Raw genomic sequence first — 18692 nt, 5'->3', positions numbered from 1 at the left:
TACTTAATACTCATATCTACACTACTAAAACCTAATAACACAATGAAAACAACAAATAAAGAAATTTTACGCGGAGGACAATTCCTGATAAAAGAAACAAATTGTGAAAACGTATTCACACCGGAGGATTTTTCAGAAGAGCAGTTAATGATGAAAGAAGCTGTAATGGAATTTAACAATCGTGAAATCATTCCTCATCGAGCACGCTTTGAGAAAAAAGATTATGAATTCACAGCATCTTGTATGAAAAAAGCAGGAGAGCTTGGTTTCTTAAGTGTATCAGTCCCTGAAGAATACGGTGGATTGGGAATGGGATTTGTTTCTACCATGTTAGTTTGTGAATATATTTCCAGCGGAACCGGTTCTTTTAGCACCGCTTTCGGAGCACATACGGGAATCGGAACCATGCCGATTACCTTATACGGAAATGAAGAACAAAAGAAAAAATACATTCCAAAATTAGCTTCGGGCGAGTGGATGGGTGCCTATTGCTTGACCGAGCCAACTGCAGGTTCTGACGCAAACTCCGGAAAAACAACAGCAGAACTTACGGAAGATGGAAAGTTCTACAAAATTAATGGACAAAAAATGTGGATTTCCAATGCCGGATTCTGTAATGTTATGATTGTTTTTGCAAGAATTGAAAATGATAAAAATATCACCGGATTTATTGTAGAAAATGATCCTAATAATGGAATCACTATGGGAGAAGAAGAGCACAAATTAGGAATTCGCGCCTCTTCTACCCGTCAAGTATTCTTTAATGATACCATGGTGTCTGTTGAAAATATGTTATCCGTGAGAGGAGGTGGATTTAAAATCGCCATGAATGCCTTGAATATCGGACGCATCAAATTAGCTGCCGCCTGTTTAGATTCCCAAAGACGAGTCATCAGTCATTCAGTTCAATATGCTACGGAACGTAAACAGTTCAAAACTCCACTTGCAGATTTTGGAGCGATAAAAACCAAATTAGCCGAGATGGCTGCTAGTTGCTATGCCGGTGAATCTGCATGTTACAGAGCTGCTAAAAATATTGAAGACAGGATTGCACTGCGGATAGCAGACGGAAATACACACCAAGAAGCCGAATTGAAAGGAGTTGAAGAATATGCTATTGAATGCTCTATTTTAAAAGTAGCTGTTTCCGAAGACATTCAGAATTGCTCTGATGAAGGTATCCAAATCTTTGGCGGTATGGGATTCTCAGAAGAAACTCCTATGGAAGCTGCCTGGAGAGATGCCCGTATTGCCAGAATTTATGAAGGCACTAATGAGATTAACAGAATGTTATCGGTAGGAATGTTAGTAAAAAAAGCGATGAAAAGCCATGTCGATTTGTTAAATCCCGCAACGAAGGTAGCAGATGAATTGATGGGAATCCCCTCTTTTGATACACCGGACTATTCGGAGTTATTCTCCGAGGAAAAAGAAATGATCATCAAATTAAAAAAGGTATTCCTAATGGTTGCAGGTGCTGCCGTACAAAAGTTCGGACCTGATTTAGAGCAACGCCAACAATTATTGATGGCTGCTTCTAATATCTTAATTGAAATTTACATGGCAGAATCCGCTATTTTAAGAGCTGAAAAAAACGCAAAACATCTTGGAGAAAATACTCAAAGCGGACAAATTGCCATGGCAAAATTATACTTGTACAATGCGGTAGATATTGTCAATAAAAATGGAAAAGAAGGAATTGTTTCTTTTGTTGAAGGCGATGAGCAACGTATGATGTTAATGGGTCTAAAGCGTTTTACAAAATATATAAACTACCCAAATGTGGTTGATTTGAGGAATACGATTGCCGAAAAAATGAAAACCGAAAACAACTATTGTTTTTAAACGTGCTTTATATTATATTGAGTCTAAAAATTAATTTCACAAAAATTAAATTTAATCAGTTGATATTGAAGAGGAACTCATTTAAAATTTGTAATTTATATAAGAAATTTCAGAATTAAAGCATTCGAGGCCGATTTCTAGTTCAAACTTGCCAAATAACGCTCTGCATCCAGTGCCGCCATACAACCGGTTCCTGCTGCGGTCACTGCCTGTCTGTACTCTTTATCCTGTACATCACCGGCTGCAAATACTCCGGGAATATTGGTTTTCGTACTTTTTCCCTTTGTAATGATATATCCTGCATCATCCATATCGATAGCACCCTTAAACAAATCCGTATTAGGTTTGTGCCCGATAGCAATAAAAACTCCCATTACCGGAATCTCATATTTTTCCCCGGTAAGATTATGTACCACCCGCACTCCATCAACAGTGTTTTCTCCTAATACATCATCCAATTCCGTATGGTATAAAACTTCCAGATTCTCCGTTTTATTTACGCGATGCTGCATTGCTTTTGAAGCCCTCATCACATCTCTGCGTACTAACATGGTAACCTTATTACATAATTTTGCCAAATAGGTTGCTTCTTCGGCAGCAGTATCTCCTCCACCAACAACAACAACGTCTTGTGCTTTATAGAAAAAGCCGTCACAAGTGGCACAGGCAGAAACTCCTCCGCCGATTAGACGTTGTTCATTTTCCAGTCCCAAATATTTTGCAGAGGCTCCTGTAGAAATAATAACAGATTCGGCCACTATCTCCTTAGTGCCGTCGACAACCACCTTATGAATTCCGCCCGCCTTATCTGACAATTCAACTTTGGTTACTATCCCAAAACGCACATCCGTCCCAAAACGTTCTGCCTGCTTTTTAATATCTTCCATCATGGTCGTACCGTCAGTACCATTTGCATAACCCGGAAAATTATCAACTTCAGTAGTAGTAGTAAGTTGTCCTCCCATTTGCAAACCTGTATACATTACAGGATTCATATCTGCTCTGGAAGCATAAATAGCCGCGGTATAACCTGCAGGCCCCGAACCAATAATCAAACATTCAATTTTTTCTGTGTTCTCATACATTATCTTTCATTTTTATAAGAGTACAAATGTACTTTTTTTTGACTTTTTTCCAGATTGAAATCAACTATATTTTTAGTAATAATAACTTTCGCAATCAGAGGATCAACAAGTACCTAAAGTTAAACCTACAACTCCATTCGACAGTATAAAAAACATGCCCCAATATTTGGAGCATGCATTACATTTATGATTACTGCTGTACTACTATAGCTCTACCTTAAAATTCCATATTGTTGTATTTCGGCGGCAGTCATCCAATGAATACTGCTTGCAGGAGCAGCATTAATCGTATAGTAGTAAAATGCCTCTGCGTTGGCCTGGGTAAATCCAACACTTACATAATAGTTAATATATCTTTGATGTTCGGAATGTCCTACGGGAAAATCTGTTGCCTCCTGAGTACCATTACTCCAGGAATGGACACCTATTCTTGCATTTTGCCCCATAGTTCTTGTCCTTCCGGCCAAAAAAAAGTCGGTACCTCCGGAAGCAATTTCTCCATTATCAGCCAGATGAGTATCTATGTTTCTCTGATATACTAAAGCAGAAACTTGCAGATTCGTATCATCATCCGAAGACCCCGGTACATTTATCATATTTATTCTGTTGATATTGGGATAATTTTGAATCAGGCTATTAAAATTAGTCAACGTTGAACTGGATATTTCACCATTCATCTCCACTGTAGTCTGATCTACAGCTCTAAAAATTCCAAACTGGGTTTGTGTTGTCGATGTATTGGTATTATCACTACTACAACTGATCACGATCATAGCAAATAATAGAAGAGAGAACCTTTTTAAAACAAATTTTTTCATCATAAAATGGTGTTAATTAATTATTAAACTAAAAAAGCACATACTTCTTATCTTATACATCCATATACAAAACCAAAGTATGTATCCTAATAATGCATAAAACTCTTAAAAATGATATCTCATTTCCTCTTTAGGTTAGAAATATCACTTTGCAAACCTAAGAATTCATATTTTATTATGTTACGATTATGCAGACGCTATTTTTTGACTTTTCTTACAGTAAAATCTAAAAATTTTAGTATTACTAATTGTTCAAATCATATTCGGAAATTATTATTTTATATCTTAGGGTGTTTAAATATATGGTTTCAGTACCAGCTAAAATGGAAAACAATTAGCTTATCAAATAAATACGTTTGTTCAAGTAACTATTCAATTATTATGGAAACAAGAACTCATATTGACGAACCTTATGTGCTAAAAGAAGAACAAATTCAATTTTACAATACCTACCGTTACATCAAACTAAAGCATGTATTGGATGAGGATTCATTAGCATATTTTAATACGATTATCTCAGAAAAAGTAGAAGCATTAAATCAAGAAAATACTCCTCTTAAAAATAGGTCTACCTATGGCGAAGCCTTACTGCAACTCTTTAATTTATGGGTGAACTTGCAACAAAAAAGAGGGCAATTATTTAAGAGACTATGCTGCTAACTTTTGGTTATACATATTTAATTCAAATTCGTTAATAGTTTTATAGTTTAAATAGGAATGTCTTCTTTTTTTGTTGTACCAAGTTTCTATCCATTCAAAAATGGAGAGTTCTGTTTGAGATTTTTGTTGATAATTGTGCTTGTATACCCATTCTACTTTTAAAGACTTAAAGAAAGATTCTGTTCCTGCATTATCCCGGCAATTTCCTTTTCTGCTCATAGATTGCTGAACTCATCCATTATAGTTTTTTAGAATATTTCTAAAACATTCACTGGGTTACTGACTACCTCTGTCAAAGTGAAATATGAGTTTTTTAGTTATAGGATTATTGGCTACAGCCATATTCCAAGCTTTTACAAAGGTGTCTTCTTTGATTACGTTATCGCTTAAAGACCATCCTACTATTTTACGACGGTATAAATCAATAATAACGGTTAAGTACAACCAGCCCTGTTTGGTATGGATATAAGTAATATCACTTACCCATACTTGATTTTTGCGTTTAACTTTAAAATTTTGATTTAGTAAATTAGGCGATATGAGGTAATTGTGTTTTGAATCTGAGGTAGCCTTAAATTTACGTGTCCTTACAGCATGCAAATGATTTGCTTTCATAATATGGGCTACAGGTGGTTTTGATACGTTATAGTCTAAAGCTTCTAATTCTGTTTTTATTCTTGGAGACCGATAACTGTGATGACTCATTTCAAATATAGCATGTATTTCGATGGACAGCTTTTGGTTCTCTAACCATAATTTACTAGTACCTGAGCTTAACCAATTATAATAACCGCTTTTACTTACACCTAAGATTTGACACATCTTTTCAACAGGAAATTTCATTTTATGCTTTTTTATAAATCTAAATTTTTCCTGTCGCTCGTTGAAAAGATGCTGATCGCCTTTTTTAGAATATCACACTCTAATTCCATATCTGGTAATTGTTTCTTTAAACGAGCTATTTCTTTTTCCTCGTCTGTTTGCTTGGGATTACCCTTTCCCGGAAAACTATTTTTGCCATACTTTTTTTCTTCTCTACGCCAACGAAATAGAACCAAATAAGGAATATCTAATTCCTGGCAAACCTGTTTTACATTGCCGCGGGCATAACTTAATTCTACAGCTTTTTGTTTAAATGTGGGACTGTAATTACGTTTTTGTTTTTTCATAATTCAAAGTTAATTACGTTAACTCTAAATCTCGCTCCTTTATGTCCAGGCTAATGTAGTAAGTTCAAGTCCGGTATGCTACAAATAGTGATGCACATTTAAGTTTGACTTCTTTCTCGAGGCGTTTAAATTTTAACAAAATTTTGTTTAATTATTTTGTTATTTGATTGAACATTTTATATTTTTGTAAATATAATTATCATATCATGGCAAAAAAGAAAAATATCACAAAAGACAATATGATTTCATGGTACATGGAATACGTATTAGAGTATAATAAACAACCCGACTCTGTATTCCATTTTGCCAAAGTGAACCATTTTGATGAAGCTGTGTTCTACCGATATTTCGGATCTTTTGAAGCTCTTGAAAAAGAAATTTTCAAAGCTTTTTTTGACAACACCGCTAACCTGTTGCAAAAAAATAATGATGATAAGAATTTTGATGCTCGCAATAAATTACTCAGTTTTTATTACACTTTTTTTGAGAATTTAACAGCCAATAGAAGCTATGTGGTTTATGCACTAAAAAATAAAAAAGATCAATTAAAAACGCTCAAAACTTTATCGGAATTAAAAAGATCTTTTTCCGAATTTATAGAAAGTTTGGATATAGAAATCATTGATTTGAAAGAAGAACGCTTAGAGAAATTACAACATCGAGGAATTAAAGAATCTGCCTGGATTCAATTGCTGGCTACTATTAAATTTTGGTTAGAAGACTCTTCGCCTGCTTTTGAAAAGACAGATATTTTCATAGAAAAATCAATAAATGCCAGTTTTGATTTGATGAATATAACTCCCTTCAAAAGCGTAATCGATCTGGGGAAATTCTTGTTCAAAGAAAAAATTCATATGAATTAATTTGTATGAAAACCATTGATAAAATACCTACTTCTAAAATCCAACGTGCCACAAATTTGGTGCAAACCGGAGCAAAAGTTGGTGTGAACTATATAAAATATTACGGTGATAAGATTACCAAATCCGAAGAAGAAGCCAAAAATCGATTAAATCAAAACAATGCAGAAGATATTTATGACGGCCTAAAAAAATTAAAAGGAAGCGCCTTGAAAGTTGCACAAATGCTAAGTATGGAAAAGAGTATCTTGCCGCAAGCTTATGTGGAGAAATTCTCACTGGCACAATTTTCTGTCCCTCCGTTATCTCCTGCTCTGGTTATCAAAACATTTAAAAAATATTTTGGAAAACATCCTGATGACATCTATGATAAATTCAATGCAACATCTGTGAATGCTGCCAGCATAGGGCAGGTGCATGCTGCGGAAAAATACGGGAAGAAATTAGCCGTTAAAATCCAATACCCGGGAGTGGCAGAAAGCATTGCGTCAGATCTGGCTTTGGTAAAACCCATCGCCACAAAAATGTTTAATATCAGAGGAAAAGGTTCCGAAAAATACTTTAAAGAGATTGAAAACAAATTAACGGAAGAAACCAACTATATATTGGAAGTTCAGCAAAGTCAGGAAATCGCAGACAAATGCAAACACATACCTAATCTTATATTTCCAAATTATTATCCGGAATTATCATCAGATAGAATCATTACAATGGATTGGATGAAAGGTGAACACCTTTCCGAATTTACCAAGCATAACAAAGACCAGGAATTATCAAACAAATTAGGACAAGCACTCTGGGATTTCTATATGTATCAAATTCACCATATAAGAAAAGTTCATGCTGATCCGCATCCGGGTAATTTTCTGGTATCTAAAGAAAAAACGCTAATTGCCCTCGATTTTGGTTGTATGAAAGCAATTCCCAATCATTTTTATACCCCCTATTTTGAACTGGCCTCAAAGGATAACTTAACAGATACCGAATTCTTTACCAAAAAGTTATACGAGCTGGAAATTTTAAGAGCAGACGACTCTCCCGAAGAAATTTCATTTTTTACAGAGATGTTCCATGAACTGTTAAGTTTATTTACGCAACCTTTTAATACAGCCGTTTTTGACTTCTCCGATGCTACTTTTTTTAATAAAATTGCAGACCTTGGCGAACGATACGGTAAAAATACCGAATTACGAAAAATGAATGGAAATAGAGGCTCAAAGCATTTTATCTATATGAACAGAACTTTTTTTGGTTTATATAACCTGATGTTTGACCTAAAAGCAAAAAATATAAAAGTTCATAATTTTATTAATCTTCCGTTATGACACCTAATGAGACCTTCGCAAAATTGATTTGGTAAAAAAGTTTGACACCCGAAGAAAATTTTCAAACGGAATAACTCATTGGTTTTGAGGATTTAAAATTTTCGAGAAGGAAGAAATTTGAAGCCAAATCAATTTCAATACGGAATATATCACTATTTTGCAAAAGCCTCCTAATAATCTTTTTTAACTGCATATTGGAGGTTTTTGGTTTTTTATATTCAATGGATTCAAAGATTGAAGGATTCAAAGGATTGAAAAAAATGTTCTAATGATTCTTCGTAAGTACCTAAACAAACATTCAATAACTTTGAACTCATTTAAACTTTTTGGATTTAAGCGAAAATTAGAAGTTTTTAGGGCTGTTGAAGGATTTTTTGAGTTGCATAGCAGCACTACGGAAGGAAAAAAAGACAAAAACAGAGCGGAAAACAGTAATTTTTTAGCAAATTGAAAAAGTTTAAATGAGTTCTTTATCAATCTGTGAAATTAAATTATAAAAAAATGATAATATTTTGTTAATTTTTGTTTAACTTATTTTTTATTTGTTTAAACATTTTTTATCTTTGAGGTGAGTAAGATATGTAGTTTAATTACAAAAAATACATTTTTAATTATAAAGACTAAATATTTATACGTATCTTCCAAAATTCAGACCTATACAGGTTATAGTATCTTTATATAGATTATAACTAGGTAGTTCTGAAAATATAAGTAACATTTACAAATAATCAATTTATGGATATCGTTGAAAAAGCCCTGGAGTTTGAAAACAGAAAACACAAATTTGTAACTACAAGCGATCGTATTTTAGCATCCAGAGAAGTGAAAGGCTTAATATTATCTATCAATGAGATATATAAAGAAACAAAAGATGCGAATCTTATGGATATTATGAAAAGGTTGACAGTTATCAAGCAAAAAATAGAAAAAAGGCTAAAAGGCAGACCCACGGCAGCATAATAAAATGAGCGAAACTATTATTGTTGGTGGCAGTAAAGGGATAGGCAACGCTATTTTAAAAAAGTTGCTGGAAAATGACCAAAAAGTTATCAGTATTAGTAGAACCTTTCCTGATGTAAGTCATGTTAATGCAACGCATTATTTCTGTGATGTACTGGAGGATATCTTGCCCGATGTAACCTCCGCAGATAAATTAATTTACTGTCCGGGCAATATCAATCTAAAACCTATTTCCCGTTTAAGCATTGACGATTTTAGAAACGATTTTGAAATTAATGTACTTGGAGCCGTTAAAGCAATTCAAAAATATCTTCCGGTTTTAAAAAAAGGAAAACATCCTTCTATTTTGCTATTTAGCACAGTAGCTTCAAAATTAGGGATGCCTTTTCACGCAAGTATTGCTACATCAAAATCCGGAGTTGAAGGCCTTGTAAAATCGTTAGGAGCAGAACTGGCTCCTACTATTAGAATAAATGCCATAGCTCCTACGATTACAGATACAACTATGGCTGCCAAAATCTTAAGAAATGACAAAGCGATTGAGACCATTCAACAACGACATCCGTTAAAAAAATTCTTACATCCCGAAGAAGTGGCAGATATGGCAACTTTTTTACTATCGGAAAAAGCCGGTTCCATGTCAGGTCAAATTTTTGAAATGGATTGTGGTATCGTTAGTTTTAAAATATAAAAAGTAACTAGCGTATGATTCATACTATTTTAACTTTTACTTTCCTTAAAAAACACAGTTTGAAAGTTGAGCATTCTCAAATGACTTTTACTCTTTTCAGCTTTCTAACTTTTCAACTTTAAACTGTATTACTACGGATATAACACCTAAAATATGGATTCTATTTACAACATATCAATAAAATCGCTACAAGGCGAAACGATACATTTTTCGGATTTTAAAGGCAAAAAAATCTTATTTGTAAATGTAGCCTCCGAATGTGGATTTACACCTCAGTATAAAGCTTTACAAGAATTATATGAAACGTATCAAAATATTTTAGTAGTAATAGGAATACCATGCAATCAATTTGGGAAACAAGAACCGGGAACTTCCGAAGAAATCCAAAAGTTCTGTAAAATAAACTATGGGGTTTCTTTTTTGATTACCGAAAAAATTGACGTCAAAGGGAAAAATCAGCATTCTTTATATACTTGGCTCACAAAGAAAATACATAACGGGAAAAAGAATTCTTCTGTAAAATGGAATTTTCAAAAATATTTAGTAAATGAAAATGGTCGGTTAATCGATTATTTTTATTCCATAACATCGCCTACAAGTTCAAAAATCAAAAAATATTTACAATAGATTATGTTTGGGTTATTTAAAAAGAAAACCGAACTGGAAAAACTACGGAAAAAATACCAGAAGCTAACCAAAGAAGCTTATCATTTACAGTCTGTAAACAGACGTGCCAGTGACCAAAAATATGGAGAAGCACAACATATTCTCAATAAAATTGATGTACTGAAAAAAGGTTAATGAAGACAAAAATAAAATATTTGATAGTATTTCTATTCATCAACTTCGGTGGATTAGCTGTTGGTAGTTGGTTAATGAATAATGGCCCGATGACATCGTGGTATCAGGGATTAAATAAAGCTCCCTGGACACCGCCGGGATGGGTTTTTGGGGTGGCATGGACAACTATAATGATTTGTTTTTCAATCTATCTGGCCGAATTATTTAAAAAGCATTATTCAAAAAACCTACTTTTCTTGTTTATCATACAGGTTATCTTAAATGTGAGTTGGAATTATATTTTTTTCAATCAACACCAGGTTTTAATCGGATTAATTATTCTTGTACTTCTAACTTCGTTGATTTTCTTTTTTTTTTTTCAAGAAGAAAGTTCATAATTATACTTTTTTGCTGCTACCCTATATCATATGGCTATGCATAGCTACATCGTTAAATATGTATATTCTTATTCATAATTAATATGAAAATATATACACTCCATAAAAAACAAAACCTGCCTGTTTCTGCGGATGAAGCATGGGAATTTTTATCAAACCCGGCAAATCTAAAAATCATTACTCCGGATGATATGAATTTTGAGGTGCTCTCCGGAGCAGACAGACCCATGTTCGCCGGACAGATCATTCAATATACCGTAACTCCTGTCTTCGGTATTAAAACAACATGGGTTACAGAAATAACACAGGTTACGGATAAAAAGTATTTTGTTGATGAGCAACGTTTTGGCCCCTATTCTTTGTGGCACCATAAGCATTTTATCAGAGCGATAAAAGGCGGCGTTGAAATGGAAGATATTGTTGATTATAAACTTCCTTTTGGAATATTCGGCCAAATATTTCATCCTTTTTTAATAAAACCAAAGCTGGAAGAAATCTTTGCATACAGGCAGCAAAAACTCATAGCTTTATTTGGAGAATATAAATAATCTATCGTGAAAAAGATTTCTGTTTTTTGGTTTAGAAGAGATCTGAGACTAGCGGATAATACAGGGCTATTTCATGCCTTACATTCAAAAGTACCGGTACTCCCCATTTTTATTTTTGACATACATATCCTGGAAAAATTACCTGAAAATGATGCCAGAGTAAGCTTTATATATGATGAGTTAAAAAAATTAAACAAAAAATTAGAAAAATATCAAACAGGAATCGCTACCTATTTTGGCAAACCTTTGGAGATTTTTCAAAGTTTGTTGAAAGAATTTGAAATAGCATCCGTATATACAAATCACGATTATGAGCCTTATGCCTTACAGAGAGATCAGAAAATAAAAGAATACCTGCAATTAAAAAGTATCTCCTTTCACAGTTTTAAAGATCAGGTGATTTTTGAAAAAGAGGAAATCCTGAAACCGGATCATACACCGTATGTTGTATACACACCCTATTCAAAAAAATGGCTGGAAAAATACGAATTACAAAAAACCGGGTTTTATCCTTCGGAAAATTTAATCGGTCAATTTTTAAAAAATCAAAAAATCCCCTCAGTAAGTATCAAGGATATGGGGTTTTACCCGTCCAAAATAAAAGTAAAAGATGCTCATATTGATACGCTGCTCATTGACGAATATGAAGCTACCAGAAATTATCCTGCTCTGGATCAAACTTCAAGACTGGGGCCACACCTGCGATTTGGCACGGTAAGTATCCGAAAAATAACTGCAAAAGGAGCAAAGCAATACCACGATGTATTTTTAAAAGAATTGATTTGGAGAGAGTTTTTCATGCAAATATTATGGCATTTCCCGCATACATCAAAAAAATGTTTTAAACAAAAATACGAACGTATTGAATGGCGAAATAATGAGGAAGAATTTAAAAAATGGTGTGAGGGAAAAACCGGCTATCCCTTAGTAGATGCCGGAATGCGGCAATTAAATCAAACAGGATTTATGCATAACCGGGTTAGAATGGTTGCAGGCAGCTTTTTATGCAAGCATTTGTTGATAGACTGGCGTTGGGGCGAAGCCTATTTTGCAGAAAAACTACACGACTATGAAATGGCAAGCAATGTAGGCAATTGGCAGTGGGTTGCCGGCTGCGGCGTAGATGCCGCTCCGTATTTTAGAATTTTTAATCCGACTACCCAAATCCAAAAGTTTGATGCACAATTCGCATACATAAAAAAATGGGTGCCGGATTTTCAGGAGCTGACATATCCTGCTCAAATCGTTGACCATAAACAGGCAAGAGAAAGGTTTATCAGAACATATAAAAAAGCTTTAGACTAAAATTTTTGCAGATTTATAAATGTACATCTATATTTGCTGTGCAAAATCGGGATGTAGCTTAGTCCGGTTAAAGTGCTGGTCTGGGGGACCAGAGATCGGAGGTTCGAATCCTCTCATCCCGACAACTTTTAAATCCTTTGTTTATAAGGTGTTCGGAAGACTTCAAAAAATAAGTGTGTCAAATTTGTGGCACGGATGTTTAACCTTTTTTGCAACTGGATTCATTTTCAGAAGAAAAAAATATCCATAATTCAAAACACAAAAAATTCAGCTTTTGTGGACTACACACCGGTTGGAATTAAAATTTTTTTTAGCCCTCTAATGACTCAACAAAAAACAGTGACTATAATTATGATGTAATCCGTAAGTTCATTCATTATGTTTGATAGAGAGCCTTCTTTATTCTTTAGAGAATCCAAACTATTTTCTATACTTGATTAGTTTTTTCCATCTTGTTTTGTCATATTTGTGACTTTCATTTTAAGGAATCTTTGGTAATTGGTACACAAACTTGCTAAAAAATGAAAAGACAAGAAAGGATTCCTCTATTTTCAATCTCTATAATAAAAACAAGTATGTAAAATCAAAAATCAAAGCCAAATTAATTTTCAAAATCCCCCATTTTATTTGCAATAGCTATTAGAATAATACTGTTTTAACTTTGATCTTACTCAATAAAGTTATATCTTGTTGTCATGGCAAAGCAAATAGATATAGACATAGTATAGAGTTTGAGTACACTAAAAAAACTCTTACCCAAGCAAACAAGTATTACCAAAAGAAGCCGTATCAAAATGTTGCTTTTGATACATCAGAAAAAAGTGATTTACAGCAAAGATATGGTTCCAAAGCTTAAGCACTGTCGTAAAACTATTTATACCTGGATAAAGGTATATAGAGATGGAGGCTTAGAGTTATTATTGTCCAGTAATAAAGGGGGTAACAATACTCCTTTAATAGAACAGGGTACAAAAGAAGCATTGGCAGAGAAACTTTCAGACCCACTGGCACAGATTACTAGTTATACAGAACTGCTTGACTGGGTACAGGAGCATTACCAATCCAATATTAACTATGCCACACTCTATAAGCACTGTCGTGTACACCACCATAGTGTTTTGAAAGTAGCAAGGAAATCACATCACAAAAAAGATGAGCAGGCTGTGGAAGCCTTTAAAAAAACTACCCCATCGACTTAGTGAGATTAGAGACAGTCTAAATAAAGATAAGTATGATAGTTTCAATCTTTACTTTCAAGACGAATCTCGTTTTGGATTGATGACCAAACAGAAAAGAGTATTAGTCTCCAAAGGAATTAAACCTATAGGGCAATATCAACACAGTTATCAATGGTTATGGCTATGGGGATGTTTCTCTCCCATTACAGGAGATAGTTTCTATTGGGAAACCCCGTTAGTATCTAATGACATTTTTGAAAACTTTCTTGAAGATTTTAGTAAACAAAACCCTAGAGAACTCAAAATCGTTATTATGGACAATGCTGGATTCCATGCTTGTCAAAACATTACAATCCCAGACAACATAAAACTCATAAGAATACCGCCATACGCACCTGAGTTAAACCCTGCTGAAAAAATATGGCAATGGATGAAAAGTAAAGTGGTAATGAAACTATTCAAAGATGTTGAAACCTTACAGGAGAAAATTACACAGATGGTCAAACAATTAACACCAAAACTTATCAAATCAATAACAAGTTATGAGTTATACACTCAAACTTTTTTGAGTAATTTTAAAGTCTAATAGGTATAACTATATTTGATAATAACCTCTTAAACCCTAATATATAGAAACCAATGAAAATCAAATTAGTATTCAATTGAGCATGGATGAATTTGCTGCTATTTTATCAATCTTAAAAAAAATCAATCAGTCCAAAAAATCACCAACCCTTCCAAGCAGAGCTGAGACAGCTATTGAGACAACATCTTGGCAGTTACTTTTACTTAAGGATGCGATCTTTCTGAAAAAGAATGACTGCTACCACAAAGTGAATTATAAAGACATCATCTTTGTTAAGATGGAAAGCAACTATTGTGAGTTTTATACCCAATCAAAAAAATACCTTTATAAAATTACACTAAGTAGGTTATTGGAACAATTACCTCAATATTTCATAAGAATACACAGGAGTCATTTGATAAATCTTTATCACCTGGAAAAATTTTGTCTCAATAAAAACCAATTAACTATTGATGGTTTTACCCTTGTATTCGCAAGAAAATACAAAAAGCACTTCGCTAATCTTGTTTTGTCAAGCTAATCTAATTGAACTTATCTAAAGTCTTTTAATTCATTGTTATAAGTAGAAATATTTCAATTTTAGGTTGATCAATGCCGAAATGAATATATCATTAAATCATCATTTAAAACCATTGAATGATATATAAGTACCATTCAATGATTTCTTTTGATCAGTCAAGAAATTTTAATGAAATTTATAACAATTATTTTCATATCCTATTACCGCTAAAAATCATAAGTAAGTCAACTCCTTTAAAAATAAAGTTATAATGGTGAAATTCTCCCTGCAAAACATTTCAGAAGCAATTAACGATACTCCGAAAAACTATTGGAGTAGCAAGAATTCCAACCGTATTCCCACTACGAGATGGAACATAGGATACACTTTTGATTTCCTATAATGAGGGTCGCTATTTTATTTAATTAATTCAGGTCATTGCTTATTTTGATTTTCTAGGTCAATAATGTGTTTCACACTTGGTCAATGAAACTGTAGTTAATGTAAATACAATACTTTTATCTGTGGCAAATAGGTTTGAAAAATGAAAATAAATACAATTGAAAGAGAAATGGTAAAAGTTGAAAATTAACTAATCAATAATGGAAAATATCACAAAAAATACGACACATTACAATGGAAAAGCTATTTCTGCCTCTCTAAGGTCTTTTATTGAAGAGAACTTCCTTGTCTCTTTTGAGGAAGAGGGTCTTGATGATGAAACCAATCTTTTCGAAACAGGCATTATAGATTCATTTGGTTTGGTAGAGTTAATTACATTCATAGAACGTAATTTCTCAAAAAAATTTAGTAGTGAGGAATTAATATCGCCTTCCCTATCCAGTATTACAGGTATGATATCATTAATTGAAAAATAATCTTCATGGTACAGAAATTTACTAAAATAATTAGATGCAAAAAATGTGTTCTCCCGAGTACCTTTCCGAACATTAGCTTCAATAAAGACGGTATTTGTAATCACTGCCTTTTCGAGCCACCCAACCATAGTGTGTCAAAAATAAGGGAAGAGATGGAAGAGTTGTTTAAAAAAATAGCAGATCTTCCCAAATCCGAATACGATTGTATAGTCGCCTTTAGCGGTGGTAAAGACTCAAGTTACACACTCTGGCTATTGTCTGAGCATTATGGACTGAATTGTCTTGCTGTTACCATTGATAATGGTTTTCTCTCGGAAAAAGCCTTAGAAAATTGCCGGATTTTAACAGATCGGCTAAATGTTGACCATGTTTTTTTTAAGCCCGCTTTTGAGTTTATGAAAGATTTATACAAGAAAAGCTTGAGCGGTGAATTGCATGTAAAAGCAAGTATTAAAAGAGCAAGTTCGGTTTGTAATTCCTGTATAAATCTAATCAATAAGCATATGATTAAGACAGCACTGCAACATAAATGCCATTTGATTGCAGGAGGTTATATTGGCGGTCAGGTTCCAGCTGGTACTGCCATCATGGAAATTGATATTAGAAACCATGTTAATATGCCCAATCAATACTTAAAAAGACTGGGGAAAGATGCAGAACGTTTCTTTTCGGTAAAAGCAGCAGAACTTTCAGAAAACCAAACACCATTGTATGTTATCAACCCGCTTATTTCTATTCGCTACAAAGAAAAGGAGATCATAAAAAAGATCAGTACGTTTGGTTGGACGATGCCTAAAGATACTGGTAAAAACTCAAGCAATTGCTTACTGAATGACTTTGGTGTCTACTGGCATTTGAACAAGCACAAATTTCACCCTTATACATGGGATATAGCGGACCAAGTCCGAAAAGGATTGATGAGCAGAGAAGAGGGATTGATTAAAGTTGACGAATCGCCTGAAATGGAGCAGTTTAGCAATATTATGCAAAAGCTTGAGATAGATAAAAAAGAAGTATCGGTATCATTTGATTGATTAAGATAAAATAGTTTGACCCCTAACCCTCTAAATACAATGTGCGGTATCGCAGGTTTTTTGGCTCCAAAAAGAAACTCTTCTCAATTTGTTGAGTGGCTTACTTCCATGATCTCTGCAATACATCACCGCGGCCCCGATCAAGGTGGAATTTTTTTTGATCATATTGCAGGATTAGGCTCAGCACGCTTGGCCATTATTGATATAGACCATGGCCTTCAGCCCATGAGTGATGAGAATAAAAGATATTGGCTGGTATACAACGGAGAAATTTTCAATTATATTGAATTACGTGACAAGCTATTACGCCAAGGATGTACTTTCAGGACAAATTCGGATACAGAGGTACTTTTAAATGCTTTAATAAAATGGGGAATTAACTGCCTATCTCACTTAAACGGGCAGTTCAGTTTTTTGTTTTATGACAGTTATGAAAAATGCCTTACCTTTGCCAGAGATCCTTTTGGTGAACGCCCGTTATTTTATCTGAATGATGAAAATGGTATTTATTGTACATCTGAAATTAAATCTCTTTTCAGGTTACCTTTCATTAAACGAGATTTTGACACCGATGCCATTAGTCACTTGTTTCAGCATTGGGCTCTTCCCTACGACAAAAGTTGCTTTCAAGGCGTCAGATCATTGCCTCCGGGGCATTACGGAGTCTATTATAATGGTTCACTAAAAATCTCACCTTATTATTATTTACCGATTAATGACAGCCGGTCAACCGAAAATTTTGAAGAAGCAAAAAAAATAGTGTATAAGAGCCTGAAAAGAAGTGTGCAAATCCGTTTGCGTAGCGATGTTGAAGTGGGGGCCTATTTGAGTGGAGGTATCGATTCCTCAATTACCACATTACTCGCCAAACAAGCAACTACAAAACCTTTACACACTTTTTCTATTGAATTCGCAGATTCGACCTATGATGAAACCAGTTATCAACAAGAACTGGCAACATATTTGGGAACACAGCACCATAGCATTCGCATTCACAATAAAGATATTGTTTCAAATTTTGAAAAAGCCATCTGGCATGCGGAAACAGCACTGTTCAGAACAGCACCTGTGCCTATGTTACTATTGTCTGAGTTGGTCAACAAAAATGGAATTAAAGTAGTATTGACTGGAGAGGGAGCCGATGAAAGTTTTTTAGGTTACAATATTTTTAAAGAGACCTTATTACGCCATCAAATGAGCAAAGGTCTTAGTGATCATGAAATCCTGAAACACACCTCCGGATTGTATCCTTATCTGGATCATTTCAACGAAGAGCGCAGGTTGACTCTGGTAAATTTTTATCGCAGATTCACAAAAGAACAAACACCACCATTATTTTCTCATGAACCTCGTTTTTCCAACGGGGGCTTTTCCCAAAAATTGCTGGATATCAATGGCATGTCAAATCATATAAATAACACTTTAGCTGATACCATGCTATCTGTCTATCCTGATCTCAATAACAAACACCCTTTAACCAAAGCACAGGTACTAGAATTTTGGACACTCTTAGGGGGTTACCTTTTGTCTTCACAAGGGGATAGAATGTCTTCTGCCCATAGCTTAGAAAGTCGCTGTCCGTTTCTCGATAAAAATGTAGTAGAAACAGCTTGGAGATTACCCCATAAGTTTCGCTTATCAGAAAAGGGCCAGGAAAAATATATTTTGAAAGAAATTTTTCGCAATCAACTACCAGAAAGTATCATCAACCGTCACAAACAACCATATAGGGCACCAGACAGTGCTGTGTTTTTAGATCGCCGTTATTCTGACTTTATGAATGATTTACTCTCTTCTGAGAGCATATTAAATTGTGGAATTTTTGATGAAAAAAGAGTCGGTCAGTTTGTAAAAAAATTGTTAAACACATCCAATGAAAACATCAGTCCACGCGAAGATCAAGCTTTCATACTGTTATTATCAACTATATCGCTCCATCGTTTATTTATTGTATCAAATACCATTACAAAAGAAAACAGGTATGGAAAATATCTACGGGTCATTGATGGAAGAAATCTTGGCAAACCAAAAGAATTAGACCACCAAATACTTAGTGAAAGACAATTTTAGAGA

At 34.1% G+C, this 18692-nt stretch carries 19 protein-coding genes, 1 tRNA gene and 2 pseudogenes; 19 read left to right on the top strand and 3 right to left on the bottom strand.

The window, feature by feature from the left end; genetic code table 11:
• Window positions 1-42 precede the first annotated feature (42 nt).
• Window positions 43-1845 carry an acyl-CoA dehydrogenase gene (locus tag GKR88_17910; GenBank protein ID QMU65968.1) on the top strand — a complete coding sequence of 601 codons (1803 nt, stop codon included), beginning with the start codon at window positions 43-45 and terminating at the stop codon, window positions 1843-1845.
• 137 nt (window positions 1846-1982) lie between these two features.
• Here the strand turns inward: GKR88_17910 and trxB are convergent, their stop codons facing one another.
• Entirely contained in the window at window positions 1983-2930 is a 948-nt protein-coding gene (gene trxB / locus GKR88_17905; GenBank protein QMU65967.1) for a thioredoxin-disulfide reductase, read from the bottom strand.
• A 212-nt stretch (window positions 2931-3142) separates the two neighbouring features.
• Complete coding sequence (locus tag GKR88_17900; GenBank protein QMU65966.1) at window positions 3143-3751, bottom strand: alpha/beta hydrolase; 609 nt, start codon at window positions 3749-3751, stop codon at window positions 3143-3145.
• A 378-nt stretch (window positions 3752-4129) separates the two neighbouring features.
• Between GKR88_17900 and GKR88_17895 the strand changes: the two genes are divergently transcribed.
• On the top strand, window positions 4130-4408 hold the full coding sequence (locus GKR88_17895; protein QMU65965.1) for a hypothetical protein: 279 nt from the start codon (window positions 4130-4132) through the stop codon (window positions 4406-4408).
• Here GKR88_17895 and GKR88_17890 read toward each other — a convergent pair.
• Window positions 4397-5577, bottom strand: a pseudogene (locus GKR88_17890) (IS3 family transposase). The gene GKR88_17895 and the pseudogene GKR88_17890 overlap by 12 nt on opposite strands.
• A gap of 206 nt (window positions 5578-5783) precedes the next feature.
• Here GKR88_17890 and GKR88_17885 point away from each other — a divergent pair.
• The 17 genes and pseudogenes from GKR88_17885 (at window position 5784) to asnB (ending at window position 18689) form a co-directional block, all read left to right on the top strand.
• Complete coding sequence (locus tag GKR88_17885) at window positions 5784-6440, top strand: TetR/AcrR family transcriptional regulator (protein QMU65964.1); 657 nt, start codon at window positions 5784-5786, stop codon at window positions 6438-6440.
• 5 nt (window positions 6441-6445) lie between these two features.
• The gene (locus GKR88_17880) at window positions 6446-7762 is read left to right on the top strand and encodes an AarF/ABC1/UbiB kinase family protein (protein ID QMU65963.1); all 1317 of its coding nucleotides are present in this window, start codon (window positions 6446-6448) and stop codon (window positions 7760-7762) included.
• Between the two features lie 307 nt (window positions 7763-8069).
• Window positions 8070-8213 (top strand): hypothetical protein, encoded by a 144-nt coding sequence (locus tag GKR88_17875; GenBank protein QMU65962.1) that lies wholly within the window; start codon window positions 8070-8072, stop codon window positions 8211-8213.
• A gap of 284 nt (window positions 8214-8497) precedes the next feature.
• The gene (locus GKR88_17870; protein QMU65961.1) at window positions 8498-8722 is read left to right on the top strand and encodes a hypothetical protein; all 225 of its coding nucleotides are present in this window, start codon (window positions 8498-8500) and stop codon (window positions 8720-8722) included.
• 4 nt (window positions 8723-8726) lie between these two features.
• Complete coding sequence (locus GKR88_17865) at window positions 8727-9413, top strand: SDR family oxidoreductase (GenBank protein ID QMU65960.1); 687 nt, start codon at window positions 8727-8729, stop codon at window positions 9411-9413.
• A 153-nt stretch (window positions 9414-9566) separates the two neighbouring features.
• Window positions 9567-10040 carry a glutathione peroxidase gene (locus GKR88_17860; GenBank protein ID QMU65959.1) on the top strand — a complete coding sequence of 158 codons (474 nt, stop codon included), beginning with the start codon at window positions 9567-9569 and terminating at the stop codon, window positions 10038-10040.
• A gap of 3 nt (window positions 10041-10043) precedes the next feature.
• Window positions 10044-10214 (top strand): Lacal_2735 family protein, encoded by a 171-nt coding sequence (locus GKR88_17855; GenBank protein QMU65958.1) that lies wholly within the window; start codon window positions 10044-10046, stop codon window positions 10212-10214.
• A pseudogene (locus GKR88_17850) lies at window positions 10214-10673 on the top strand (tryptophan-rich sensory protein). Before GKR88_17855 ends, GKR88_17850 begins: the two are co-directional and overlap by 1 nt.
• 1 nt (window position 10674) lies before the next feature.
• On the top strand, window positions 10675-11139 hold the full coding sequence (locus tag GKR88_17845; protein QMU65957.1) for a cell division inhibitor: 465 nt from the start codon (window positions 10675-10677) through the stop codon (window positions 11137-11139).
• Window positions 11140-11142: 3 nt separating this feature from the next.
• Window positions 11143-12444, top strand: a complete 1302-nt coding sequence (locus tag GKR88_17840; GenBank protein ID QMU65956.1) for a deoxyribodipyrimidine photo-lyase — start codon at window positions 11143-11145, stop codon at window positions 12442-12444.
• A gap of 47 nt (window positions 12445-12491) precedes the next feature.
• A tRNA-Pro gene (locus tag GKR88_17835) sits at window positions 12492-12566 on the top strand.
• 609 nt (window positions 12567-13175) lie between these two features.
• A complete protein-coding gene (locus tag GKR88_17830) occupies window positions 13176-13643 on the top strand; it encodes a helix-turn-helix domain-containing protein (protein QMU65955.1) in 468 nt (155 codons plus the stop codon).
• Window positions 13597-14208 carry an IS630 family transposase gene (locus tag GKR88_17825; GenBank protein QMU65954.1) on the top strand — a complete coding sequence of 204 codons (612 nt, stop codon included), beginning with the start codon at window positions 13597-13599 and terminating at the stop codon, window positions 14206-14208. The genes GKR88_17830 and GKR88_17825 overlap by 47 nt, the downstream gene beginning before the upstream one ends.
• 76 nt (window positions 14209-14284) lie before the next feature.
• The gene (locus GKR88_17820; GenBank protein QMU65953.1) at window positions 14285-14728 is read left to right on the top strand and encodes a hypothetical protein; all 444 of its coding nucleotides are present in this window, start codon (window positions 14285-14287) and stop codon (window positions 14726-14728) included.
• A 581-nt stretch (window positions 14729-15309) separates the two neighbouring features.
• A complete protein-coding gene (locus GKR88_17815; GenBank protein QMU65952.1) occupies window positions 15310-15585 on the top strand; it encodes an acyl carrier protein in 276 nt (91 codons plus the stop codon).
• 5 nt (window positions 15586-15590) lie between these two features.
• On the top strand, window positions 15591-16619 hold the full coding sequence (locus GKR88_17810; protein ID QMU65951.1) for a hypothetical protein: 1029 nt from the start codon (window positions 15591-15593) through the stop codon (window positions 16617-16619).
• 39 nt (window positions 16620-16658) lie between these two features.
• A complete protein-coding gene (gene asnB / locus GKR88_17805) occupies window positions 16659-18689 on the top strand; it encodes an asparagine synthase (glutamine-hydrolyzing) (protein ID QMU65950.1) in 2031 nt (676 codons plus the stop codon).
• Window positions 18690-18692: the final 3 nt, after the last annotated feature.

The sequence above is a fragment of the Flavobacteriaceae bacterium genome (assembly GCA_014075215.1).
Taxonomy (GTDB): Bacteria; Bacteroidota; Bacteroidia; order Flavobacteriales; family Flavobacteriaceae; genus Polaribacter.
This window is presented reverse-complemented; position numbering and strand designations above follow the sequence as displayed.